This window comes from Bifidobacterium crudilactis (assembly GCF_000738005.1).
GTDB lineage: Bacteria > Actinomycetota > Actinomycetes > Actinomycetales > Bifidobacteriaceae > Bombiscardovia > Bombiscardovia crudilactis.
On the sequence record NZ_JHAL01000002.1, the window covers coordinates 710,038 to 732,850 of the forward strand.

The following is a 22,813-nucleotide window of genomic DNA, read 5'->3' on the forward strand; positions in this document are numbered from 1 at the left end:
AGCGGTCGGGCATGCGCATTAATCTGTTTGGTATGTCTCAGGAAATCGAAATAGGTCTCGGTAAAAAAGGTCGTCTTGCGTACTCGCTTGATGACGTAGCCATTGTTCCCTCACGCAGGACTCGCGACCCTCAGGACGTGTCCACAACCTGGCAGGTCGATGCCTATGAATTCGATATCCCGGTGCTCGGAGCCCCGATGGACTCGGTGACGAGCCCCAAAACCGCAATAGCGATGGGCAAGCTCGGCGGTCTTGGTGTCCTGGACCTGGAGGGGCTGTGGACACGCTACGAGAATCCCGAAGCGCTGCTGCAGGAGATAGCGGAGCTTCCCGCAGAATCGGCGACACGACGCATTCAGGAGATCTATGCCGAACCCGTCAAACCCGAGCTCATCACCCAGCGTCTGCATGAGATTCGCGATGCCGGCGTCACGGTCGCAGGGGCACTGTCTCCGCAACGTACCCAGCAGTTCTCTTCCACGGTTATCGATGCTGGTGTGGACCTCTTTGTGATCCGCGGCACGGCCGTCTCGGCGGAACACGTTTCGACCACGCATGAACCGCTGAATCTCAAGCAGTTCATCTACGACCTTGACGTCCCCGTCATCGTGGGAGGCGCGGCGACCTATCAGGCAGCCCTGCATCTCATGCGCACCGGTGCCGCAGGTGTGCTCGTCGGCTTCGGCGGCGGAGCGGTATCCGCCACGCGTGGCACGATCGGCGTGCATGCGCCCATGGCGACGGCCATCGCAGACGTATCCGAGGCGCGCCGCGACTATATGGATGAGTCCGGTGGGCGTTACGTTCAGGTCATAGCGGACAGCGGGATGGGCAGGTCCGGCAGCTTTGTCAAGGCCTTGGCCCTGGGCGCGGATGCCGTGATGCTGGGAACACCACTCGCCAGAGCCGACGAGGCTCCCGGACATGGCAAGCACTGGGGGCGGAAGCCCGCCACGCGGAGTTGCCACGTGGTTTCAGAGCCGATGTCGGTACTGTCGCCCCGCTGCAGGAGATTCTCAACGGGCCGAGCCATCAGCCTGATGGCAGAACCAATTTCGTCGGTGCACTGCGCCGTGCAATGGCCTCGACAGGATATGTTGACATCAAGAACTTCCAGCGCTGCGGTGTGGTGGTGACGCCTTTCGCCAAAGCCTGACCCGGCCCGGTCAAGGTCGGATGACACTCGGCAGTCCGGCACTTGTCCACAAATTGGCGGTATGCGATTGACCCGTGGTCGACAACCTTGAGATGCTCGTGGAATGTAACTATTTCACGAGCATCACTAGTTGTAAGGAGTGGCTATGGGAGGGATAACAGGATTTCGGAACGAGTACGGCATAGCGACCGCCGAAAGCATCGTGGCTTTGGGGAGGGGGATGCTGCCGGTGTCGATGCATATCGCCCGGTGTGCTCCCAGCACCCTGAGCAACGAGCAGTGCCAGGGCCTTTCGGTCTCTGCATGTCGACTCGCATGCATGGCGCTCGACGTGACACGCGGTCGCCTCAACCCACGGCTGCTGCAGCGAGCGGTCGATGCACCCATTATCCATAAGCTTGAGATCCTGGGGACTCTGCTCAGCGAGCATCTTTCCGGGGATGATGTCGGCAACCACGAGATTCTGCGGCTTCCCGTGGTTGCACGCGACCTGGAGACGGTGCTGGTGAGTCCGCAGCTTCTGGAGGTCGTGGTGCATATGAATATCGGGCGGACCCAGTATTGGGCGAATGTCATCATGCGCCATCGAAACGGCCGATGGATATGCACCATGCTTGATGTTGGCTGAATAGCGTACCTCGGACCGTGCATCGTCTTATAGTTGAAGTCATGCTTAGAGAATTTTCCATAGAGACCTCTCGTCCGACGAACGATGACGATACCGTGTTTTCCCTGCTCAGCAACCGGGCGCAACAACATCCTGAAGACGTCATTGCACAGTGGCAAGACCAATTCACGAAAGAGTGGCACGATGTCAGGGCCGAACAGATGCTCGAGCGCGTCCGTGAAGTCGCCAAGGGTCTGGTTGCCCTGGGCGTAGAGAAGGGCAGCACCGTTCTCATCTATTCGGCCACATGCTACGACTGGGGCGTCGTCGACTTCGCGTGCGCCTCCATAGGTGCCGTCTCCGTGCCCATCTATGAGACCGACTCCAGCAAACAGGCATCGGCGATTGTCAAGGATGTCAAGCCTGTTGTGGCGTTTGCCGGTGACAGCGATCATGCTCAGGTACTGGAGGCGTTGCGGGGTACCTCGCAGGCGATGACCTACGTATTCAACTTCGAATCCGGTGGTCTGAATGCGGTGAGCGATTTTGGCGAGTCGGTTTCCGACGAGGACCTGAACGCGCTGATTGCCAAGGTCAAGGCGGATGACCTCAACACCATCGTGTACACATCGGGTTCCACGGGCAAGCCCAAGGGCGTCATGCTCACGAATCGTAATTTCACGCATATCGTATATGCCGGGTACGAGGCCTTGCCGAATATGCTGGCTGCTCCCAGTCGGCTGCTGTTGTTCCTGCCTCTGGCCCACTGCTTCGCCCGATACATTCAGTATGTGGCGATCGGTTCCCAAGGCGTGGTCGGTTATGTACCGAACACCAGGCACCTGCTCGCCGATCTGCGCAGTTTCAAACCTTCGTATCTGCTCGGCGTTCCCCGTGTATTCGAGAAGGTCTACAACGCCGCGTCACAGAAAGCGGGAGCGGGAATACGCGGCCGCCTGTTCGCGAACGCCTTCGCTCACTTCGTCCAATGGTCAAAGACGGCCCAGCAGGGTGAGAGGCATTCCCTTGTACAACGGATGCAGCATCAGTTCTTCATGAGCACCGTCGGCAGCTCCATACGTTCGGCGCTGGGGCCCAATCTGCGCTTCCTCGCGTGCGGAGGTGCCCCGATGAACGCCGATTTGGCGCATTTCTTCAACGGCATCGAAGACATCACCTTCATTCAGGGGTATGGCATGACCGAAACCGCAGCGCCTTGCTGCGTCAACGGCGAGATCGAGAACGAGGTCGGTTCGGTGGGACGGCCCGGTCCCGGCATCGCCGTCGCCCTCGGAGACGATGACGAGCTGCTGGTCAAAGGTCCGAACGTCTTCGTCGGCTATTACGGCAGCAAGCGCATGGACAAGTCGGTTGTCGACGCGGACGGTTGGCTCCACACCGGTGACCTGGCCTCTATCGACGACAACGGTTTCGTATTCATCACCGGGCGCAAGAAGGACATCATCATCACCGCGGGCGGCAAGAACATCAGCCCGGCTCCGTTGGAGGACACCATCTCCAGCTGCCCGATCGTTTCGCAATCCGTCGTGGTCGGCGATGGCAAGCCCTTCATCGGCGCTCTGGTGACCCTTGACCCCGATATGCTCGCATCATGGCTCAAATCACAGGGGCTTGATACGGCGATGTCGGTGGAAGAGGCGGCAGGCAACGACGCGGTCAGGGCTTTCGTGCAACAGTTCGTGGATCAGGCGAACAGCACGGTTTCCAGAGCGGAGTCGGTGCGGAAATTCATCATCCTCAACGAGGACTTCACGCAGGACCAGGGAACCTTGACTCCAAGCATGAAGGTGGTACGGCCGCAGGTTCTCAAAATCTATGCGCAGGTGATCGACAAGGTACTCTATGCGCCGAAGAATCCTAATGCCAGAGCCGTTCCCGCAACATCGAAATTCATTGAAAAAGCCAGCGAATCGGTTACTCCACTGGTCAGTATGGCTCAGGAAAACGCCATGCCGAAGATCAATGAGATGCGTGAGGCACTGGACCGTGCAAGAAGCAATGTGTCTGATTCCTTTGCTAGCGTTTCCGAAAGAATCCGCTCGACCCAGGAAAACGACGGTCATGATGCCGACGAACAAGGTGCGGAACATGACGTCCAGACCGGGTCGGATACATCGGACAACAAGAACAGTGACGCCAACGAGGAGTAATTGTGGCAATTCGTGACATACGGGTGGTTCCTGATCCCGTGCTTCGCACACCCTGCGAGACCATCACCAATATCACCCCGGCGGTGCGCAGACTGGTGACTGACCTTCTGGAAACGGTCGATGACCCCGGCCGGGCTGGCTTGTCGGCGAATCAGATAGGCGTCAGTCTCAGGGCGTTCTCGTTCAACATCGAAGGCAAGCTGGGGTATGTGCTCAATCCGGTGATAGAGGAGACATCGGGGGAGCAGTATGGCGACGAGGGATGTCTCTCCTTGCCGGGGTTGTGGTATCAGACACGGAGGGCTGATTACGCACGTGTTCGTGGCATCGACCTCGAAGGCGAGGAAATCGTACTTGAAGGCAGTGGTCTGATGGGACGCATGCTGCAACATGAATGCGACCATCTGGACGGGCACGTCTACATTGATCGGCTTGAGAAGGATGTTCGGCGCCAGGCGTTGAAACAGCTCAGAACTCAAGGTCTCTGAAGCGTGCCACGGGCAGGGAATGTTGTGGTATCGTAATTATTCGTGTGTCGCCTTGAATCCGATGCAGTCGCAAACATCGGATTCGCTTTTGTAACCACTATCAGACACACGAATTCGCGTCATGCCAGCGATGACCTGTGTCGGTCGGCCTTCGGGTTGCACTCAGGATCGCATGACCAGGCAATAACCGGCAATGAAAGGCACAATTCAATATGGCACAGATCACCATGAGCGAAATGCTCAAGGCAGGCGTCCATTTCGGTCACCAGACCCGTCGTTGGAACCCGAAGATGAAGCAGTACATCTTGGTGGAGCGCAACGGCATTCATATCATCAATCTTTTCAAGTCCCTCGAGCTCATCGACAAGGCCTATGACTTCATTCGTCAGACCGTGGCCCACAACGGCACCGTTCTGTTCGTCGGCACCAAGAAGCAGGCTCAGGAAGCGGTTAAGAGCCAGGCAACACGAGTGAACATGCCGTATGTGTCCGAGCGTTGGCTCGGTGGCATGCTCACCAACTTCCAGACCGTCTCCAAGCGCGTTTCGCGTCTGAAGGAACTGGAGGAGATGGACTTCACCGACGTCCACGCCTCCGGTCTGACCAAGAAGGAACTGCTGCTGCTCGAGCGCGAAAAGGACAAGCTGGACAGGCAGCTCGGCGGTATCCGCAACATGAACCGCACGCCTTCCGCACTGTTCATCGTGGACATCAACAAGGAAGCCCTCGCCGTGCAGGAGGCTCATAAGCTCGGGATTCCCGTGGTGGCCCTGGTCGATACGAACACCGATCCGGAACAGGTCGAATACCCCATTCCCGCCAACGACGACGCCATTCGTGGCATCGAACTGCTTACCAGCCTTATGGCCGATGCGGTTGCGGAAGGTACGCTCGATCGCTCCAACAAGGCAAGCAAGACGGAGACCACCGCAGAGCAGCCTCTGGCCGAGTGGGAACAGGAACTGCTGAAGAAGCAGGATTCCGAAGCTCCAGCCGAAGCGCAGGGCGAGAAGAAGGAGGCTGCGGCTCCTGCCGAGGCCGCTGCCGAAGCTCCCGCCGAGGTCAAGACCGAAACGGCCGAAGCCGAGTAAGTTTGCTGGCCGTCCCGGATTACGGGGCGGCCTTTATCATCAGAGGAGAACATCAATGGCAAAGATCACAGCCGCACTTATCAAAGAGCTTCGTGACGCCACGGGCGCTGGAATGATGGATGTGAAGAAGGCACTGACGGAGGCCGAAGGCGATGTTGCTCGTGCCAAGGAGATCATCAGGGCCAAGGGCATTCAGGCAGCCGGTGCGCGTGAGGGTCGTAAAGCCCAGGAAGGGCTTATCGCCTCAACCGTGAAGGACGATGCCGAGGGGCAGACGGCATACGCCGTGGAGCTCAATTCCGAAACCGACTTCGTGGCCAAGACGCCGCAGTTCGTGGAGTTCGGTGACGAGGTCGTGGCGGATGTCGCCGAGGCCGGAGCCGCGACCGCCGATGAGGCGCTCAAGGCAGCATCGAAGGCCGGAACCGTGAACGACACCGTGGAGGAGGCTGGAGCCTTGTTCCACGAACATGTCAAGATGGGCCAGTTCGCCAAGGTTTCAGGACCGAAGGTCGAGATCTACGCTCATCACAAGTCCGTCGAGCTGCCTCCGTCGATCGTGGCGATCATCGCCACTGACGAGGCTGGTTCAAAGGTCGCCCACGAGGTTGCATTGCAGATTTCCGCGATGAGCCCCAAGTGGCTCAGCCGTGAGGATGTGCCTGCCGAGATTGTCGAATCGGAGCGTCGCGTCGCAACCGAGAAGTCCCTGGCCGAAGGCAAACCGGAGAAGATCGTTCCGAAGATCGTCGAAGGTCGTCTCAACTCCTTCTTCAAGGAAACCGTGCTGCTCGAGCAGCAGTACGTCAAGGATTCCTCGCGAACCATCGCCGACCTGTTCAAGGAAGTCAACGGCCAGGCCGTGGCTTTCGCCCGTCTTGAGGTTGGCAAAGGCGAAGAGTGACGCCGAGATGCAGGAACTCCACCATCGAGAACCCTGCATCGCTGATGAATCTCGCTAAGTAGTCCGCATGTGCGGGGGTAACCGATATGGTCGCCCCCGCATTGCTGTGTGTCGGGCAGGCAATCGGCACCTCGTTCCAGTCGACGGTTGTTGCGTAGGGATTCTCCCTGGGGTTTGCGGCGGCTAGCGACCGGATTGTCGGCATTCCAGCGAGATGGTGATGTCGAAGATGACATCTGCTTCGGGAATCGCTGCATAACGGAAAGTCCGCAACACTGCGGTCTTCTCCGGGTCGTGTTTTGGTTAGACTATGTCTCCGTTCGTGTATATCCTGTTAGACGGTCTGCTAAGGACTTACAGTTATCAGAAAGGTTTCATATGACTGACACCGACCCGACCGTTCACACACGCAGAGTACTGCTAAAACTTTCTGGGGAGGCATTCGGCGGGGGTGCCGTTGGGGTGGACACCACCGTGGTTCGCAGAGTCGCGAGCGAAATCGAACTAGCCGCACGTCATGGTGTGCAGGTCGCCATCGTTGTCGGAGGTGGCAACTTCTTCAGGGGTGCCCAGTTGAGCCAGGCAGGCATAGACCGGTCCAGAGGCGATTATATGGGCATGCTCGGCACGGTTATGAACTGCCTGGCGCTTCAGGACTTCCTTGAGCAGGAGGGACAGGCGACGCGAGTGCAGACGGCCATCACCATGGGGCAGGTCGCAGAGCCCTATATACCACAAAAGGCGATTCGTCATCTCGAGAAGGGGCGTGTGGTCATTTTCGGTGCAGGTGCGGGAATGCCGTATTTCTCCACGGATACCGTGTCCATTCAGCGGGCGCTGGAGATTCACTGCGCCGAAGTTCTGATGGGCAAGAACGGAGTCGATGGCGTATACACAGCCGATCCACGCAAGGACAGCGAAGCCAGGATGTTCACTCAGCTGAGCTACAAACGTGCACTGGTCGACAACCTGGCCGTGATGGATGCCTCGGCACTGTCCATGGCTCGGGACAACAACATGAGAATCAGAGTGTTTGGTCTTGAAGAACCCGGAAACGTGACCAAAGCGCTTGAGGGGGACCAGATAGGCACCCTGGTGTGCGGCGGGGATTCCTTGACCAGATAGCGTTTCGTCCGGACGGGGACGAGTTTCGTCGCCTCCAACAGATAACGAAGCCCGTTATGCCTCGGTATCCAAGAAAATTGCAGCACCGATTCTGCATGCGGCAGGCATGAAGCTTCGGTCCGAAACAACATCTGCCGTCAACGGATAGTCTCCGTTCGGCGTCAGAGCGAACAAGAGTGCATACTTAAAGCAGCGTTGCTGCGATGGCCCAGTCGCATTTACCCAGTCACATACACATCGTCAGATACACGCAGTCACAACACGAAGGAGTCAATAATGGCGAAGGTCATAGAACAAGCCAAGGAACAGATGAACAAGTCCGTGGAGGCGACCAAGGAGAATTTTTCCGGGATTCGCACAGGAAGAGCGAATCCGGCGCTGTTCAACGGCATCGTCGTCGATTATTACGGAGCGCCGACGCCGTTGAAGGCTCTCGCATCCATCGGCGTACCCGAGCCTCGCACGCTCTCGGTGACACCGTTCGACGCTTCGCAGGCGGCTGCGGTGGAGAAGGCCATTCGTGATTCGGACCTGGGCGTCAACCCGAACAGGGACGGCAATGTGATTCGCGTCGCTCTGCCGGAATTGACCGAAGAGCGCCGCAAGGAGTATGTGAAGCTGGCCAAGACCAAAGCCGAGGAAGGCAAGGTGGCCGTTCGCAATATCCGCCGCAAGACCAAGGAAGGCATCGAATCCTCCGTGAAGGATGGAGACCTTGGTGAAGATGAGGGCGACCGTCTGCAAAAAGACCTTGATGCATTGACCAAGAAGGTCAGTGATCAGATCGACGAGCTGCTTGACGGCAAGCAGAAGGAAATTCTCGAGGTCTGAGCTGTAAGGACAGAAGGATAGCGCAGGAGCGGAAGGCGACGATGACGAATTCGGGAGATAGGCACGGCGAAGCCGAGGACGCGCTGCAATCCATCAACAAACGCACCGGCAGGAACATGCCCCAGGCCGTCGCCACGGGCGCGGTCCTGGTTGTGGTCATACTCGCGAGTCTGCTGATCAGGGTGGATGCTTTCGTCGTGCTGATCATGATATTCATGATTCTGGGGCTATGGGAGCTGCGTGTGGATTTCGCCACAGCCGGTCTGCACATACCCCTGCTGACGCTATGTCTGTGTTCCAGTGCTTCCCTTCTGCTCACCTACTATGCTTCCGACCATCTGCTCGCCATGATGCTGTGCGTTATGGCGACGGTGCTGCTGGTGTGTCTGAGTGCATCCACGAGAATCAACATGGGTACCAGGGTTTCGGTCGCAGTGGCCAGGAAGCTCTCGAGTTCGGATTCCAATGCTCGCGTGGAATCCTCCTACAACAAGGCCGCAGTCGATGAGGGCGAGCACCAGAGTCGAATGAGCAACGTGGGCGCATCCCTCTTCACCGTTCTATATATCCCTCTGCTCGCATGCTTTCTGGTATTGCCTCTGACATTCGGGGGACATCCGGTCGCACATGCCTTCATGAGCATCTTTCTCCCGGCGCTCAGCGACATCGGTGGATTGTTCTTCGGTGCATGGTTCGGCAAACACAAGCTCTCTCCACGCATATCCCCGAAGAAGTCTGTCGAGGGTCTGATAGGCTCCATGCTGTTCAGCACCGTGGGGGCTCTGTCGATTGTGGCGACCACTTACGACGCATCGCAATGGGCTTCGCGCTGGTGGGTTCCCGTTCTGCTCGGCATGATGACCGGGGTGGTCGGAACGTTCGGAGACCTCTGTGCGTCGATGCTCAAGCGCGATATCGGCATCAAGGGCATGGGCCATCTGCTGCGAGGTCACGGCGGTGTCCTGGACCGTGTCGATTCGATTCTGTTGGCTGCGCCCTTCATCGCGACGGTGCTGTTCATTACGGGAATATAGGGAGCATTCAGGGGAGAGTGACGATGCAGGAAAGCACGACGATGGAGAATACCGACGATAGTGCGGAAGGCACTGCGGAAAACGGTGTCGAAAGTACTGTGGAAAGCGGCATCACGCCTGGCGGCGACAGCGGAGCCTTTCGCGATGTGCTGGCCAGCAACCACGTAAGAAGAGGCAAACCTCCAGTGCATTTCGCCGACATGACGCCGGAAATGCGTCTGGAGGCAGCAAAAGCACTGAAATTGCCGAAGTTTCGAGTGAAGCAGCTCGCAAACCACTACTTCGAGCACCTGTCCACCGATGCCGAGGGTTTCACCGATTTGCCCGCGGTCATACGAGCCAGCGTCGCCGAAAGCTTCTTCCCGACGCTTATCGAACCCATCGCCCAACAGCAGGCTGATGAGGGCACAACCGTCAAAACCCTATGGAAACTGTTCGACGGAGCCGAAATTGAATCGGTGCTGATGCGCTATCCGAACAGGGCCACATTGTGCATCTCGAGCCAGGTCGGATGCGGTATGGGATGCCCGTTCTGCGCCACAGGGCAGCTGGGACTGACCCGCAACATGTCGACCGGGGAGATCTTGGAACAGGTGAGAATCGCCGCCGCGGCCATGCGCAACGGCGACATCGCCGGAGGTCCCGGAAGGCTGAGCAATGTCGTGTTCATGGGCATGGGGGAACCGATGGGCAATTACAGGGCCGTGGTGGCCGCCGTCCGTCAGATATGCACTCTTGCTCCCGGAGGCTTCGGTATTTCGGCTCGCAACATCACCATCTCCACGGTGGGTGTGGTGCCGGGAATCAGAAAACTCGCCCTTGAGGGATTGCCCATACGTCTGGCCGTGTCTTTGCATGCGCCAAGCGACGAGCTGCGCGACGAACTGGTACCGATGAACAAGCGCTTCAACACGACAGCGGTACTGGATGCGGCCCACGACTATTTCATCGCCTCAAAACGCCGTGTCAGTATCGAGTACGCCCTGATGCGCGGCATCAACGACCAGGAGATTCATGCGAGGCAGCTGGCCAGAAGACTCAACCACTACGGGGACGACTGGGTGCATGTGAACCCGATCCCGCTGAATCCCATTGAAGGGTCGAAGTGGACGGCGTCAAAGCCCGAGGACGAGCGACGCTTTTTGGAGATACTGCACCAGGCAGGCATCGCGGCGACCCTACGTGACACCCGTGGCTCCGAAATTGACGGAGCCTGCGGTCAGTTGGCGGCGAAGATGCAATCCCATCACCCGGCTGCCTGATGCCTCTGTTTTTCGCTGTCTGATACCGGCCCTGCGCCGGTCTCATCATTATGGAAGGCCGTCCCGTCATCGCCGGTACGGGATGTCGCGCGGCGCTTGGTGCCACACACTTTCGCGAAGTAAGGTGCGCGTCTGCTGATGCGGTTATCCTGTTGAGTAGTCCACCGGAAGAACAAGCCGTCGTGCCGCGACAATCCAGGAATTCTGGACGTGGTCGGCATCCGCCTGTCTGAAGGCGGCCCATGCGGTTCGGGAATGGTCATGATACAAGATTTTGGAGGCATGAGATGTCGCTTGCGGTCAGAGTGATCCCTTGTTTGGATGTCGATTCAGGCCGCGTAGTGAAGGGCGTACATTTTGAAAACCTTCGTGATGCCGGTGACCCGGTGGAGCTGGCGACCGAATACTATCGGCAGGGCGCCGATGAGGTGACCTTCCTCGATGTGACGGCATCGACATCCCATAGAGGAACCATGGTGGATGTCGTCGGCAGGACGGCGGACACGCTGTTCATCCCGCTTACCGTAGGCGGAGGCGTCCGAAGTGTCGAGGATGTGGATTCGCTGCTGCGTTGCGGCGCGGACAAAATAGGCGTCAATACCGCTGCGATCAACGATCCCTCGTTGATTGAGAGCATCGCCGACAGGTTCGGGTGTCAGGTGCTCGTGCTGTCTGTCGATGCGCGCAGAGAACGCGGTGAGCGGCACACGCAGTCGGGTTTCGAAGTCACCACGATGGGTGGCAGAAAAGCCACCGGTATCGATGCGATTTGGTGGGCGAAACGTGCCGAGGAACTCGGTGCGGGGGAGATCCTGCTGAATTCCATGGATGCCGATGGCACCGAGAACGGTTTCGATCTGGAGATGATTTCGGCGGTCAGGGCAGCTGTCTCGATTCCCATCATTGCCAGCGGCGGTGCCGGAAAGGTCGAAGACTTCCCTCCTGCGATAGCGGCTGGTGCCGATGCCGTATTGGCCGCATCGGTGTTCCACTACGGCAAGGTGACCATCGGCGAGGTCAAGAAATCCTTGAAGGCGGCAGGATATACCGTTCGCTGAAGGCGGCGGGCCCGGTCAGGGCAGTCAGTCGGATGACACAATGGTGCTGCAGAGACCCGGGCAGCGGGATACGGTGTTCGAATAACCAACAGAAGGAACTCGACGACATGAGTGCGGATGGTATGACGGCGAAACACGATGAGACTTGCGAAGATGCGGTCTGCGACTCCGGGCAGACCTTGGACCCGGCAATAGCGAAGCGGCTGAAACTCGATGCCAAGGGATTGGTCGCCGCGGTCGTTCAGCAGTATGACACCAAAGAGGCCCTGATGGTCGGATACATGAATGAGGAGGCCCTGAGGCGCACCCTGACTTCAGGTCGTGTGACCTTCTGGTCCAGGTCACGGCAGGAATACTGGCGCAAGGGTGATACCTCCGGGCACGTCCAATACGTCAAAGGAGTGCATATCGATTGCGATGGTGACGCTTTGCTCATTTCCGTGGACCAGGTGGGTGCCGCCTGCCATACCGGAGCGAGGTCATGCTTCGATGCGGGCGGAGTGCTGCCGAGCAAGGAAGGTTTCCGAAGCGCCGAAGAGGAGGTCATCTGATGGAGACTGAGAAGACTGCGGTCGACTGCGACGTCAGACAGCTGCGCTGGGGCGAGACCTGGCCGTCCAAGCAGGAGTTTCGCTCCCTCGCGGAGCAGGGATACCGGGTCCTGCCGGTGGTCAGAAGACTGCTCGGCGATGCCTTGACACCGGTAGGTTTCTATGCGCGTCTTGCCGCAGGACGCAGCGGTACCTTCATTCTGGAAACGGCCGAGCATGGCGGTTCATGGAACAGGTATTCCTTCATCGGCGTCAATTCCATAGCCCAGCTGCGTTCGAATCATGGGCAGGCGAGCTGGCTTGGTCAGGTCCCGGTGGGCATCCCCGAGGAGGGGGATGTGATGGATGTCGCGCATCAGACGCTGAATATTCTCAAAGCGCCTGATGTCAAGGGGCTGCCGAGTCTGACCAGCGGTCTGGTCGGTACGGTCGGTTGGGATGCGATTCGGCATTGGGAGCCGACGCTGCGGGCGCAGGCTCCGGACGAGACAGGACAACCTGAACTGGCTTTGGCCCTCGCCACGGACATCGCGGTGGTCGATCATATGGATGGGTCCCTTTGGTTGATCGCGAATGCCGTGAACGCGGATGACAAGCCCACGAAAGTCGACGAGGCATATGATGCCGCGCTGGGCAGGCTCGACGTGATGCAGCGCGATGCCTCGAACAATGCAGCGGATCAGGTTGGCGTGAATGTCCTCGATAACGCGGTTCGCAAGCCTGAATTGAGATTCAGAACCGAAAAATCCGTGTATGAGCAATCCGTCGAGGCGGCGAAACGCCATATTGTTGACGGTGATGTGTTCCAGGTGGTGATCTCCCAACGTCTGGACCTCGATTCTCCGTCCCGTCCCTTTGACGTCTACCGCGTGCTGAGAACGCTCAATCCCAGTCCATACATGTATTTCTTCGCTCTGACCGATGCTCAGGGCAGGGATTTCAATGTCATCGGTTCAAGCCCGGAGACACTGATCAAGGTTGAGCGAGGGCATGCCATGACCTTCCCGATTGCGGGGTCGCGTCCACGCGGCGTCACTCCCGAAGAGGATGAGCGTCTGGCCAAGGAACTGCTGGCCGATCCCAAGGAGCGCAGCGAGCACATCATGCTCGTCGACCTGTCCAGAAACGACCTTTCCCGGGTGTGCCTGCCGAGTTCGGTGGAGGTCGTATCGCTGATGGACATCAAACGCTTCAGCCATATCATGCACATTGCTTCCACGGTTACCGGTCAGGTCAATCCTGAGCTGAGCACCTTCGATGTGTTCACTTCGGCCTTCCCTGCAGGAACATTGAGCGGCGCACCTAAACCGCGTGCTGTGGAGATCATCGACGAGATCGAGCTCGCTGACCGCGGCATATACGGCGGCACTGTGGGATATTTCGATTTTTCCGGCAATATGGATATGGCGATAGCGATACGCACCGCATTCCTGCGCGATCACCAGGCCAGCGTACAGGCTGGTGCCGGAATCGTGTTGGACTCAGTTCCTGAAACGGAATGGCAGGAGACGAGGAACAAGGCCGAGGCGTCGGTGGAAGCGATTCAGATTGCGGCACAACTCGCCAGAGCATGAGGCTGTGTGCCTTAGAATAGGCGCATTCAGGCAGAAATCGTGCCTGTGAATCTGTGAGGGCGTGTGAAAGACGGCGGACGGAATCTCTGCTCCGCTCCGAACCACTCGCCATCCGTGAAGATGTATCAACAACAAGGAGCAATATGTCAGTACTCGACGACTTGGTGTCAGGGGCAGTGGAGGATCAGCGTCAGCGCGAGGAGCGCGTGTCGCTGGATTCATTGAAGCACCGGGTTCGTGAGCAGTGGCATAGTCCAAGGCCTGTTCTCGACATCCTGAAGTCCTCGACGTCCATACCTGTTATCGCGGAAATCAAACGAGCATCGCCGTCGAAGGGCCACCTTAGCGACATACCCGACCCGGCCGCTCTCGCGAAGGAATACGAGCGTGGTGGCGCCAGTGTCATATCCGTGTTGACGGAAGGCAGACGTTTTCTCGGGTCTTTTGCGGATTTGGACGCCGTCCGAGCCGCCGTGGATATCCCGGTGCTGAACAAGGATTTCATCGTCACCGACTATCAGATATGGGAGGCCAAGGCCCACGGCGCAGATTTGGTGCTGCTGATCGTCGCCGCCCTTGACGACGAGCAATTGCGTCATCTCCTCGACCTTGCGCATGAACTCGAGCTGACCGTGCTGGTTGAGACCCATACCGCAGAGGAAATCCGTAGGGCTGTCGACGCCGGAGCCAAGGTCATCGGCATCAATGCGAGAAATCTCAAGGACCTTCACGTCGATGTGAGCAAATACAGCGAGCTCGCCGCAGACTTGCCCGACGATGTGGTACGAGTGGCTGAATCCGGAGTGTTCGGCTGCGTCGAGCTCGAAGATTATGCCCGTGCTGGAGCGGATGCTGTCCTGGTTGGCGAAGGCGTAGCGACTGCGGAGGATCACACGGCCGCAGTGCGTCGATTGGTGGAATGCGGTGAAAGGGTAATCATGTCAGAGCAACGTCCGTTGGAAACGCATCAGGGCCCCTATTTCGGACGCTACGGAGGCCGATTCGTCCCCGAGGCACTTATCGGTGCACTTGATGAACTCGAAAGGGTCTATGACGAAGCCAAGAACGATCCTGAATTCCAGGCTGAACTGAAGCGCCTGAACAGGGATTATGTGGGCAGGCCGTCCTGTCTGACCGAAGCGCCCCGTTTTGCCAAGCGGGTCAGCGACGAGGTCGGTTCAGAAGTGCGGGTGTTCCTCAAGCGTGAGGATCTCAACCATACCGGTGCCCACAAAATCAACAACGCTCTCGGCCAGGCACTCCTGGTCAAACGCATGGGCAAGACCCGCGTGATAGCAGAAACGGGTGCCGGACAGCATGGTGTGGCCACAGCGACGGTGTGCGCTCTGTTGGGCCTCAAGTGTCGCATCTATATGGGGCAGATAGATGCCAGACGTCAGGCCTTGAACGTGGCACGAATGCGTCTTCTCGGAGCTGAAGTCGTCGAGGTGACTCAGGGTACCAAAATCCTCAAGGACGCCATCAACGAGGCCTTGCGCGACTGGGTCACCAATGTCGAGAACACCCATTACCTGCTGGGCACAGTGGCGGGCCCGCATCCTTTCCCCACGATGGTCAGGGATTTCCAGAAGATTATCGGAGAGGAGGCCAAGGAACAGCTGCAGTCGCAGTTCGGCATCGATCACCCCGATGCCGTGGTGGCCTGCGTGGGCGGAGGCTCCAATGCCATCGGTGTGATGAACGCCTTCCTCGACGATGAACGCGTGGGTCTGTATGCGTACGAGGCTGGCGGGCACGGTCCGCAGACTCCCGACCACGCCATACGCCTCACCGAAGGCACCGGGCAGCTCGGAGTCTTCCAAGGGGCGAAATCCTATCTGCTCGAGACCAGCGAAGGGCAGACTCTGGATACCTATTCCATTTCGGCCGGACTGGATTACGCCTCCGTGGGGCCGGAGCACGCCTGGCTGAAGGACATCGGCCGTGTCCACTACGACTACGCGACCGACGACGAAGCGATGTCCGCCTTCGCGGATCTGTGCCGGACGGAAGGCATCATTCCGGCTCTGGAGTCCTCTCACGGGCTTGCGGGTGCGTACAAGGCGGCCCGAGATCTGATCGCCAAGGGCGTGAGCAAGCCGGTGATTCTGGTCAACGTTTCCGGCAGAGGAGACAAGGATGTGGCCACTGCGGGCAAGTGGTTCGGATATCTGACCGATGAGCAGAGCAAGGCCCTGGACGCCAACGGCGCCCACGGCAACAGCGTGGATGGAGAGTAAAGCGATGAGCGACAACACGTCATTTCCGAACGACGGGCAATCCGGAAGCTCTGTGAGCAAGGAGCAGCCTCTGGGCTTCAAGCATGCGGCAAGCCCTGTAGGTACCTTGCTCGACGATTTCGACAAGCGTAACCAGGCGGCCTTCATAGGGTATCTGCCCTATGGTTTTCCCGATCCGACGGTATCCCTTGATGCTTTCAGAACCATCGTGGAGCACGGTGTGGATGTGGTCGAAATTGGATTGCCCTATTCCGACCCTGTTATGGACGGCCCGGTCATCCAGTCCGCGTCACAGATCGCCCTGCAGCATGGCGAGAGGATTGCAGGGGTGTTCGATGCGGTCGAGACCGTTGCGAATGCCGGTGGCACGCCACTGATCATGAGTTATTGGAACCTTATCTTCCATTACGGGGTCGAGCGTTTTGCCAGGGACTTCTCCAATGCTGGCGGTGCCGGTCTGATAACCCCTGATCTGATACCCGATGAGGCGGGGGACTGGATCGAGGCTTCTGACCGTTACGGTCTGGACCGAATTTTCCTGGCTTCTCCCGATTCCTCAAGCGAGCGACTGAAAATTGTCGCAGAGCATTCGCGCGGCTTCGTCTATGCGGCCTCAAGAATGGGTGTGACGGGTGAACGCAGCAGCATCACCTCATCTCCGGAACTGCTGGTTCAACGCACTCGTCAGGCCGGGGCCGCCCACGTCTGCGTGGGCATTGGGGTGTCCACGCCTGAACAGGGGGCGAAAGTCGCCACCTATGCCGATGGCGTGATAGTGGGCTCCGCATTGGTGCATACGATGCTCGACGAGTCCGGAGCCGCAGTGGAGCCCGCTTTGGGGCTGGCTGCTTTGGCGAAGACCACCGAGCAACTGGCACAGGGCATTCATCAGGCCAGGCAGTAGCTTCGTGGCTGCCTTCATACCCGTGGAATCCACGCACGGCACACCTTTGGACGCCGGTTCAAAGCCGATGTCAGTTATCGAGGAATCATGACACTTGCATATATCCCCTCACCTTCGATCTCACAGTTTTCGATTGGTCCGATCACCATTCATTTCTATGCGATCACCATGCTCGTAGCCATCGCAGTCGCGATCTGGATGGCCTCGGTCAGATGGAAGCGTCTCGGCGGCACCACCGACCAGATTTTCGACATCGCCATCTGCGCCGTGCCCGCGGGTATCATCGGGGCGCGTCTGTATCATGTGGTGACCACTCCGGAGCGTTTCTTCGGGCCTGACGGGCACTGGGTCGACATGTTCAAGATCTGGCAGGGAGGCCTTGGCATCTGGGGCGCTGTCCTCTTGGGTGCTCTGGCGGCGTGGGCATGGTGCCGACATCGTCATTACCCGGCGGCTCTGCTCTGTGACGCCATCGCGCCGGCACTGCTGGTCGCTCAGGCCATAGGACGCCTGGGCAACTGGTTCAATCAGGAGTTGTATGGTGCGCCTACCACTCTGCCATGGGGCCTGAAGCTCAACACCAGTGGTACCTCAATAGGTTCGACGGAACAGTGCTACGACGGCAGCACATGCCCGACCGGCACGCTGTTCCAGCCCACCTTCCTGTATGAGATGATATGGAATCTCATCGGCGCGGCCCTGCTGATCTGGATCGGGCGCAAAGCGGTCCGCGTTCTTAAGGCCGGAGCATTGTTCACCTTGTACATCATCTGGTATACGGCCGGAAGAACATGGATCGAGTCCTTGCGCATCGATTTCGCGCACGAGTTCCTCGGTGTTCGCGTCAACGTCTGGGTGTCGATGGCGGTGTTCGTGCTGGGCGTGATGGCATTCGTCCTGGTCATAAATCGCGGGAAGTCCACGGCGCTCCTGGCTGAAAAGCTGCGTACGGTCACCGAGATGGAAGAGCGACGACTCAGAGAATCCGAAGGGCAGGATTCGGCGAGCAGTGATAGCGCCGACGCCGCGGTATCCGGCGTTACGTCGCATTCCCCGGAAGCGTCCGGAAGGGATGTCGAGTCCGAGAAGCTATCTCAAGAGCAGTAAGGCAGTGTCTTCGTCTCTCACCCTCCCTAGAATGGAAAACATGCAGATTCACATAGCTCCGAGTATTTTGTCCGCTGACTTCGCCAATCTGGAAAGAGATCTCAAGGCAATCTCAAATGCGGATATGGTTCACGTCGATGTCATGGATCATCATTTCGTACCCAATCTCACCTTGGGCGAACCTATCGTCAAACGTATCTGCGAGGTCACTGACCTTCCGGTAGATGTGCATCTGATGATCGAGGACCCCGACAGGTGGGCCCCTGAGTTCGCCAAACTCGGAGCATCATCGGTGACCTTCCATATGGGAGCCACACATGCTCCCGTTCGTCTGGCCCGTCAGCTCAGGGAGATGGGTGTAAAAGCCTGTTTTGCCGTTCGCCCGGCCGAATCGGTGGAACCCATCTTCGACATTCTCGATGAATTCGACATGATTCTGATCATGACCGTCGAGCCCGGCTTCGGCGGGCAGAAGTTCCTGGCGAATCAGATGGCCAAAACACGCAGGCTGCGTGACGAAATCACCAGACGAGGCCTGAACACGCATATTCAGGTTGACGGGGGAGTCAGCCCCAGCACCGCTCCGACCGTTGCAGAGGCCGGTGCCGATGTTCTGGTGGCCGGTTCGGCCGTCTATGGTGCAGAGAATCCCGCACAGGCCATCGATGCCATCAGGGCACAGGCACAAGAGCACTTTCGCGCGTAAGAGGAAGCAAGGATAGAGCATGAAGACATTCGATTCGCTGTTCAAGGAACTTTCGGAAAAAGCAGCCAGCAATGCAGCGGGGTCTCTGACGGTTGACGAACTCGCCAAGGGCACCCATTTCATCGGCAAGAAAATCGTGGAAGAGGCCGGGGAGACCTGGATCGCTGCGGAATATGAAGGCGCTGACCGCACGGCTGAGGAAATGAGCCAGTTGCTATACCATCTTCAGGTCATGATGATCGACAGGGGCATCGATCTCGAGGATGTGTACCGCTATCTGTGAGCGCTTGACCGGCAAGTTGAGGAGAAGAGATGTTAAGAATTGCAGTGCCTAACAAAGGCATGCTTTCAGAGCCTGCCTGGAATATGCTGTCCGAGGCGGGATACCGACTTCGCAGCAATCCAAGGCAGCTGGTGGTCGAAGACCCCGACAACGATATCGAGCTGTTTTATCTTCGACCAATAGACATAGCGGTGTATGTCGGCCGTGGAACCGTGGACGTCGGCGTAACCGGGCGTGATCTGCTGCTGAACTCTGGCACGAAGGCGGTGGAGCATCTGCAGCTCGGTTTCGGTGCATCCACCTTCCGTTTCGCCGCGCCGAATGACTCGGATATTTCCCGTCTTGAAGACATCGACGGCAAGCGTGTGGCGAGTTCCTTCGACAAACTGGTGGATGATTACCTGAAGTCCAATGGCATTACCGCTGATATCATCCACTTGGACGGAGCTGTCGAGTCCTCCGTGCACCTGGGTGTCGCGGATTTGATAGCCGACGTGGTATCGACCGGAACGACACTGAGGAATGCCGGGTTGAGGATTTTCGGTGACCCGATTCTGCACTCCGAGGCCATCCTGATACGGTCTCCGAGAATCTCCACGGAGGATGAGAGGCTCACCGTGCTCAGCAGGAGACTGCAGGGCGTATTGACCGCGCAGCGGTATGTGTTGATGGACTATGACATTCCCGTCGAGAAGGTGGCTTTGGCTGTAGGCGTCACCCCCGGCTTCGAATCGCCGACGGTTTCATCGCTGCACGACAAGCAGTGGGCTGCGGTACGCGCCATGGTCCCCAAGCAAGAGGTCAACAATCTCATGGACCGGCTTTACGACATAGGTGCCCGAGCGATTATCGTAACCGCGTTGCAGGCATCGAGAATGTGAGAACATGCAGACGCCGGAGACAAGCTCAGACACCAAATTCAGTCCTGAACCGAAAAACGTTCTGTGGACGATACCCAATGCGATAAGCGTGTTGCGTATCCTCACCATCCCGGTTATCGCCGTGTTGGTGTCCCAAAGGCATCTGATGATTTCACTGGTACTGATTGCGGTCTCCGCGGCTTCAGATGGTGTCGACGGCTTCATAGCGAGACGCTTCAATCAGGTGAGCAGGGTCGGGCAGATTCTTGATCCCATCGCCGACAGGATGCTGATCCTCTGCACCATCGTGGCCTTGGGTTTTGCGCAGATTCTTCCATGGTGGCTGTTGGTCGTCGTGGGTTTGCGCGATCTGGTGATGGGGGTGCTCATACTTATACTGGCGCAGCACGGCTACGGTCCTCTGCCGGTGCATTATGCGGGGAAGACGGGCACAGCGATGCTGATGCTGGCCATTCCTGCCTTGATTCTCGCGGATTTTCAGGAGACCCATTTCTTTGGCATTCTGCACCTCGTCGCGCTGGCCGCCGTGCTTTGGGGCGTGGTATTGTATTGGTTCGCCGGGGTGCTGTATATCTTTCAGGGTGTAGGTCTGATACGGGATGACACGCTTCATGACTGATGAATTCCACATGCCGCTTTCATTTGAGGTGACCCCTGACAGGGTGCCCATCCATCGTCGTGCGGTGTTTTCGAATTCGGTCCATGCAATCACACAGACCACTATTGCTCTGGAAGCTCATGACCCGCTCACCGGTAGCATCCGAAGGCGCAAACTTGCCGACGAATCCTTGAGACTCATCGACGACCTGACCAATCGTCCCATGGATCCGATGTTCGAGGACGCCTTGCTGATTCCCAATGGGCATAGGTCGAAGTTCGCCATATGGTTCGGTCGAGCGGTCGTATTCCTCATATGTCTGGCAGTAGGCTTCTCCGGTTGCCTGATTATCCGGGATTTGCATCAGGACACCAGGCAGAAGGTTCGGCAGGAGCTGGCTGCACAGATTCAGTCGGCATCCTCCCGTTCGGATGAGTTGTCCAACAATGTCGACGATCTGCGTAGCCAGATAGACAAGCTGTCGGCGGAGGTCGGCGGAGGCAGCAACAGCGCTTTGGCCGACAAAGAGAATATTCTCAATGGCGGTACTTCGGTCGAAGGGCCCGGAATAACCGTAACCTTGACGGATCCGCTTGCGGCATCGTCAGACAATGGCGATAGCAGTAGCGGTAATTCGGCTGATTCATCCCATATCCGCGTAGTCTCTGACGCGGACCTGCAGTCCTTCGTCTCAAAACTCTGGGCTGCCGGAGCGGAAGCCATTGCCATCAACGGCAATAGGATAGGTGTGCAGACCTCTGTTCGTACTGCAGGTTCGACGATTCTCGTGGGTGTAGAGTCTGTTCAAAGCCCATACACTATCGAGGCGATCGGCAGCAAGGACTCCCTGAAGAAGGCTATGAGCGCTGATTCCGAGGGGAACCTGTTCTCCTCGTTGAAACAGGCGGGTATCTATCCTCAGGTGTCGAGCAAGGATTCGATTACCATGGAGGCTGCAGGTTCTCCGGATCTGTCGTATGCGAAAAGAGAGGAATAGGTATGGCGGCTGTACTTGGTTTGGTGGTCGGGGTAGTGGGGGGAATCTTCCTTCAGCCTGATATTCCGATTGTGCTTCAGCCCTATCTGCCGATTATGGTGGTGGCTGCACTCGATGCCTTGCTGGGAGCCGCACGGTCCTTTTTCGAGCGCAGCTTTTCCGACAAGGTTTTCGTCATATCCTTTTTGTCGAATGTGATTACCGCGGCCTTGCTGGTGCTGCTGGGCAATCAGCTCGGCGTGGGTTCACAGCTTCAGACTGCGGTTATCGTGGTTCTCGGCATACGGATATTCTCCAATGTCTCCTCCATCCGTCGTTTCATCTTCAGAGGGTGAGGCTTGCGTATGACAGAGCAGCATGATTCACATAAGGATTCGACGCGGACAGGCGAGGGCACGCCTGAGGAACGCTCGGACGAGTACAGATTCGCTCATAGGAGCGCGGAGGGGGAGACGCGTCCTCGTACGGACAGGCGTCACCGCCATCGCAGCAATGACAACACGGACACCGGTTCGTTTCCTATGGTCAGGCGACGTCCTTCGCGCTCGGTGAACGTCAATGCCAAACGCGCTCGTATGGTCACCAGTGTGTTGGTGGCTCTGCTCTGCGCCTTGCTGGGTTTCGGATATGTGGTCCAGGTGCGGAACACATCCTCTTCGTATGAGTCCTTGAGTGAGGATGAGCTGGTTCGCGTCTTGGACGAGACCAGTACCCAGGTGGATAAATTGGAGCAGCGCCGCAATGAATTGAACCGGCAGCTCACCTCCATTCAGTCTGCGGCGGACAAGCAGAAGGAGGCCGAGAAGATTGCCGAGCAAAATGCGCAGACGAGCGGTATCCTCTCCGGAAGGCTGCCTGCGGAGGGCAAGGGTGTGACCATTGTGGTCACCCAGCATGACACGCGTGTCGATGCAGCCACGATGTTCACCCTTATCGAGGAACTGAGGAATGCAGGCGCCGAGGTCATTTCCTTCAATTCGGTGCGTATTGTCACGTCGAGTTATGTGAAAGACGCGAAGAGCGGCCTTGTCGTTGACGGGAGCCAGCTCTCAAGTCCTTACACCATCAAGGCCATAGGTAATCCCTCAGACCTCCAGAACGCCATTCAGATCGCAGGGGGAGTGGGTTCCAGATTGAAGGTGTCCTTCAACGCGACGGTCAGCGTCACCCAGAACGATAGTGTCAGAATTGACGAGGTTCGCCAACCTCAGCAATATCAGTATGCAAGAACGGTAGAATAGCGAA

Annotated in this window: 22 protein-coding genes and 1 pseudogene; all 23 read left to right on the plus strand. The window is 57.9% G+C overall.

Annotated elements, in window-relative coordinates; all coding sequences use genetic code 11:
- Positions 1 to 32 precede the first annotated feature (32 nt).
- A pseudogene (locus tag DB51_RS05280) lies at positions 33 to 1,156 on the plus strand (GuaB3 family IMP dehydrogenase-related protein).
- Between the two features lie 145 nt (positions 1,157 to 1,301).
- A complete protein-coding gene (locus DB51_RS05285) occupies positions 1,302 to 1,784 on the plus strand; it encodes an Rv3235 family protein (RefSeq protein ID WP_034252338.1) in 483 nt (160 codons plus the stop codon).
- A 41-nt stretch (positions 1,785 to 1,825) separates the two neighbouring features.
- Positions 1,826 to 3,934, plus strand: a complete 2,109-nt coding sequence (locus DB51_RS05290) for an AMP-dependent synthetase/ligase (RefSeq protein ID WP_034252339.1) — start codon at positions 1,826 to 1,828, stop codon at positions 3,932 to 3,934.
- 2 nt (positions 3,935 to 3,936) lie between these two features.
- Entirely contained in the window at positions 3,937 to 4,422 is a 486-nt protein-coding gene (gene def / locus DB51_RS05295; protein WP_034252341.1) for a peptide deformylase, read from the plus strand.
- 212 nt (positions 4,423 to 4,634) lie between these two features.
- Positions 4,635 to 5,513 (plus strand): 30S ribosomal protein S2, encoded by an 879-nt coding sequence (rpsB, locus tag DB51_RS05300; protein ID WP_034252343.1) that lies wholly within the window; start codon positions 4,635 to 4,637, stop codon positions 5,511 to 5,513.
- A gap of 55 nt (positions 5,514 to 5,568) precedes the next feature.
- Positions 5,569 to 6,417, plus strand: a complete 849-nt coding sequence (tsf, locus tag DB51_RS05305; RefSeq protein ID WP_034252344.1) for a translation elongation factor Ts — start codon at positions 5,569 to 5,571, stop codon at positions 6,415 to 6,417.
- 378 nt (positions 6,418 to 6,795) lie between these two features.
- Entirely contained in the window at positions 6,796 to 7,542 is a 747-nt protein-coding gene (gene pyrH / locus DB51_RS05310; protein WP_034252346.1) for a UMP kinase, read from the plus strand.
- Positions 7,543 to 7,818: 276 nt separating this feature from the next.
- Entirely contained in the window at positions 7,819 to 8,373 is a 555-nt protein-coding gene (gene frr, locus DB51_RS05315; RefSeq protein ID WP_034252349.1) for a ribosome recycling factor, read from the plus strand.
- Positions 8,374 to 8,414: 41 nt separating this feature from the next.
- On the plus strand, positions 8,415 to 9,407 hold the full coding sequence (locus tag DB51_RS05320) for a phosphatidate cytidylyltransferase (RefSeq protein WP_034252350.1): 993 nt from the start codon (positions 8,415 to 8,417) through the stop codon (positions 9,405 to 9,407).
- 41 nt (positions 9,408 to 9,448) lie between these two features.
- A complete protein-coding gene (gene rlmN, locus DB51_RS05325) occupies positions 9,449 to 10,669 on the plus strand; it encodes a dual-specificity RNA methyltransferase RlmN (protein ID WP_034253888.1) in 1,221 nt (406 codons plus the stop codon).
- A gap of 287 nt (positions 10,670 to 10,956) precedes the next feature.
- Positions 10,957 to 11,727: an imidazole glycerol phosphate synthase subunit HisF gene (hisF, locus tag DB51_RS05330; RefSeq protein WP_034252351.1), complete on the plus strand. Its 771-nt coding sequence runs from the start codon at positions 10,957 to 10,959 to the stop codon at positions 11,725 to 11,727.
- Between the two features lie 122 nt (positions 11,728 to 11,849).
- On the plus strand, positions 11,850 to 12,278 hold the full coding sequence (gene hisI, locus DB51_RS05335) for a phosphoribosyl-AMP cyclohydrolase (protein ID WP_051867458.1): 429 nt from the start codon (positions 11,850 to 11,852) through the stop codon (positions 12,276 to 12,278).
- The gene (locus DB51_RS05340) at positions 12,278 to 13,852 is read left to right on the plus strand and encodes a chorismate-binding protein (RefSeq protein WP_034252352.1); all 1,575 of its coding nucleotides are present in this window, start codon (positions 12,278 to 12,280) and stop codon (positions 13,850 to 13,852) included. The genes hisI and DB51_RS05340 overlap by 1 nt, the downstream gene beginning before the upstream one ends.
- Positions 13,853 to 13,995: 143 nt before the next feature.
- Positions 13,996 to 16,092 carry a tryptophan synthase subunit beta gene (gene trpB, locus DB51_RS05345; RefSeq protein WP_034252353.1) on the plus strand — a complete coding sequence of 699 codons (2,097 nt, stop codon included), beginning with the start codon at positions 13,996 to 13,998 and terminating at the stop codon, positions 16,090 to 16,092.
- A gap of 4 nt (positions 16,093 to 16,096) precedes the next feature.
- The gene (gene trpA, locus DB51_RS05350) at positions 16,097 to 16,996 is read left to right on the plus strand and encodes a tryptophan synthase subunit alpha (RefSeq protein WP_051867312.1); all 900 of its coding nucleotides are present in this window, start codon (positions 16,097 to 16,099) and stop codon (positions 16,994 to 16,996) included.
- Between the two features lie 87 nt (positions 16,997 to 17,083).
- Positions 17,084 to 18,103, plus strand: a complete 1,020-nt coding sequence (lgt, locus tag DB51_RS05355; RefSeq protein ID WP_034252354.1) for a prolipoprotein diacylglyceryl transferase — start codon at positions 17,084 to 17,086, stop codon at positions 18,101 to 18,103.
- Positions 18,104 to 18,143: 40 nt separating this feature from the next.
- Positions 18,144 to 18,809 (plus strand): ribulose-phosphate 3-epimerase, encoded by a 666-nt coding sequence (gene rpe, locus DB51_RS05360; protein WP_034252356.1) that lies wholly within the window; start codon positions 18,144 to 18,146, stop codon positions 18,807 to 18,809.
- 19 nt (positions 18,810 to 18,828) lie between these two features.
- Complete coding sequence (locus tag DB51_RS05365) at positions 18,829 to 19,092, plus strand: phosphoribosyl-ATP diphosphatase (RefSeq protein ID WP_034252358.1); 264 nt, start codon at positions 18,829 to 18,831, stop codon at positions 19,090 to 19,092.
- 29 nt (positions 19,093 to 19,121) lie between these two features.
- Positions 19,122 to 19,973 carry an ATP phosphoribosyltransferase gene (gene hisG, locus DB51_RS05370; RefSeq protein ID WP_034252361.1) on the plus strand — a complete coding sequence of 284 codons (852 nt, stop codon included), beginning with the start codon at positions 19,122 to 19,124 and terminating at the stop codon, positions 19,971 to 19,973.
- A gap of 4 nt (positions 19,974 to 19,977) precedes the next feature.
- Positions 19,978 to 20,592 carry a CDP-alcohol phosphatidyltransferase family protein gene (locus tag DB51_RS05375; RefSeq protein ID WP_034252363.1) on the plus strand — a complete coding sequence of 205 codons (615 nt, stop codon included), beginning with the start codon at positions 19,978 to 19,980 and terminating at the stop codon, positions 20,590 to 20,592.
- The gene (locus DB51_RS05380) at positions 20,585 to 21,568 is read left to right on the plus strand and encodes a DUF881 domain-containing protein (protein ID WP_034252366.1); all 984 of its coding nucleotides are present in this window, start codon (positions 20,585 to 20,587) and stop codon (positions 21,566 to 21,568) included. Before DB51_RS05375 ends, DB51_RS05380 begins: the two co-directional genes overlap by 8 nt.
- A 2-nt stretch (positions 21,569 to 21,570) precedes the next feature.
- Positions 21,571 to 21,903 carry a small basic family protein gene (locus tag DB51_RS05385; RefSeq protein ID WP_034252368.1) on the plus strand — a complete coding sequence of 111 codons (333 nt, stop codon included), beginning with the start codon at positions 21,571 to 21,573 and terminating at the stop codon, positions 21,901 to 21,903.
- A 9-nt stretch (positions 21,904 to 21,912) separates the two neighbouring features.
- Entirely contained in the window at positions 21,913 to 22,809 is an 897-nt protein-coding gene (locus tag DB51_RS05390) for a DUF881 domain-containing protein (RefSeq protein WP_084674575.1), read from the plus strand.
- Positions 22,810 to 22,813 lie beyond the last annotated feature (4 nt).

What these genes read in the sequence shown, in the direction of transcription:
- tsf (WP_034252344.1), top strand. Translation starts at nt 5,569, where the DNA reads ATGGCAAAGATCACAGCCGCACTTATCAAAGAGCTTCGTGACGCCACG.
- DB51_RS05390 (WP_084674575.1), top strand. Translation starts at nt 21,913, where the DNA reads ATGACAGAGCAGCATGATTCACATAAGGATTCGACGCGGACAGGCGAG.
- hisF (WP_034252351.1), top strand. Translation starts at nt 10,957, where the DNA reads ATGTCGCTTGCGGTCAGAGTGATCCCTTGTTTGGATGTCGATTCAGGC.
- DB51_RS05340 (WP_034252352.1), top strand. Translation starts at nt 12,278, where the DNA reads ATGGAGACTGAGAAGACTGCGGTCGACTGCGACGTCAGACAGCTGCGC.
- DB51_RS05290 (WP_034252339.1), top strand. Translation starts at nt 1,826, where the DNA reads ATGCTTAGAGAATTTTCCATAGAGACCTCTCGTCCGACGAACGATGAC.
- pyrH (WP_034252346.1), top strand. Translation starts at nt 6,796, where the DNA reads ATGACTGACACCGACCCGACCGTTCACACACGCAGAGTACTGCTAAAA.
- hisG (WP_034252361.1), top strand. Translation starts at nt 19,122, where the DNA reads ATGTTAAGAATTGCAGTGCCTAACAAAGGCATGCTTTCAGAGCCTGCC.
- rpsB (WP_034252343.1), top strand. Translation starts at nt 4,635, where the DNA reads ATGGCACAGATCACCATGAGCGAAATGCTCAAGGCAGGCGTCCATTTC.
- DB51_RS05320 (WP_034252350.1), top strand. Translation starts at nt 8,415, where the DNA reads ATGACGAATTCGGGAGATAGGCACGGCGAAGCCGAGGACGCGCTGCAA.
- hisI (WP_051867458.1), top strand. Translation starts at nt 11,850, where the DNA reads ATGACGGCGAAACACGATGAGACTTGCGAAGATGCGGTCTGCGACTCC.
- trpA (WP_051867312.1), top strand. Translation starts at nt 16,097, where the DNA reads ATGAGCGACAACACGTCATTTCCGAACGACGGGCAATCCGGAAGCTCT.
- trpB (WP_034252353.1), top strand. Translation starts at nt 13,996, where the DNA reads ATGTCAGTACTCGACGACTTGGTGTCAGGGGCAGTGGAGGATCAGCGT.
- rlmN (WP_034253888.1), top strand. Translation starts at nt 9,449, where the DNA reads ATGGAGAATACCGACGATAGTGCGGAAGGCACTGCGGAAAACGGTGTC.
- DB51_RS05380 (WP_034252366.1), top strand. Translation starts at nt 20,585, where the DNA reads ATGACTGATGAATTCCACATGCCGCTTTCATTTGAGGTGACCCCTGAC.
- DB51_RS05375 (WP_034252363.1), top strand. Translation starts at nt 19,978, where the DNA reads ATGCAGACGCCGGAGACAAGCTCAGACACCAAATTCAGTCCTGAACCG.
- lgt (WP_034252354.1), top strand. Translation starts at nt 17,084, where the DNA reads ATGACACTTGCATATATCCCCTCACCTTCGATCTCACAGTTTTCGATT.
- rpe (WP_034252356.1), top strand. Translation starts at nt 18,144, where the DNA reads ATGCAGATTCACATAGCTCCGAGTATTTTGTCCGCTGACTTCGCCAAT.
- DB51_RS05365 (WP_034252358.1), top strand. Translation starts at nt 18,829, where the DNA reads ATGAAGACATTCGATTCGCTGTTCAAGGAACTTTCGGAAAAAGCAGCC.
- frr (WP_034252349.1), top strand. Translation starts at nt 7,819, where the DNA reads ATGGCGAAGGTCATAGAACAAGCCAAGGAACAGATGAACAAGTCCGTG.
- DB51_RS05385 (WP_034252368.1), top strand. Translation starts at nt 21,571, where the DNA reads ATGGCGGCTGTACTTGGTTTGGTGGTCGGGGTAGTGGGGGGAATCTTC.
- DB51_RS05285 (WP_034252338.1), top strand. Translation starts at nt 1,302, where the DNA reads ATGGGAGGGATAACAGGATTTCGGAACGAGTACGGCATAGCGACCGCC.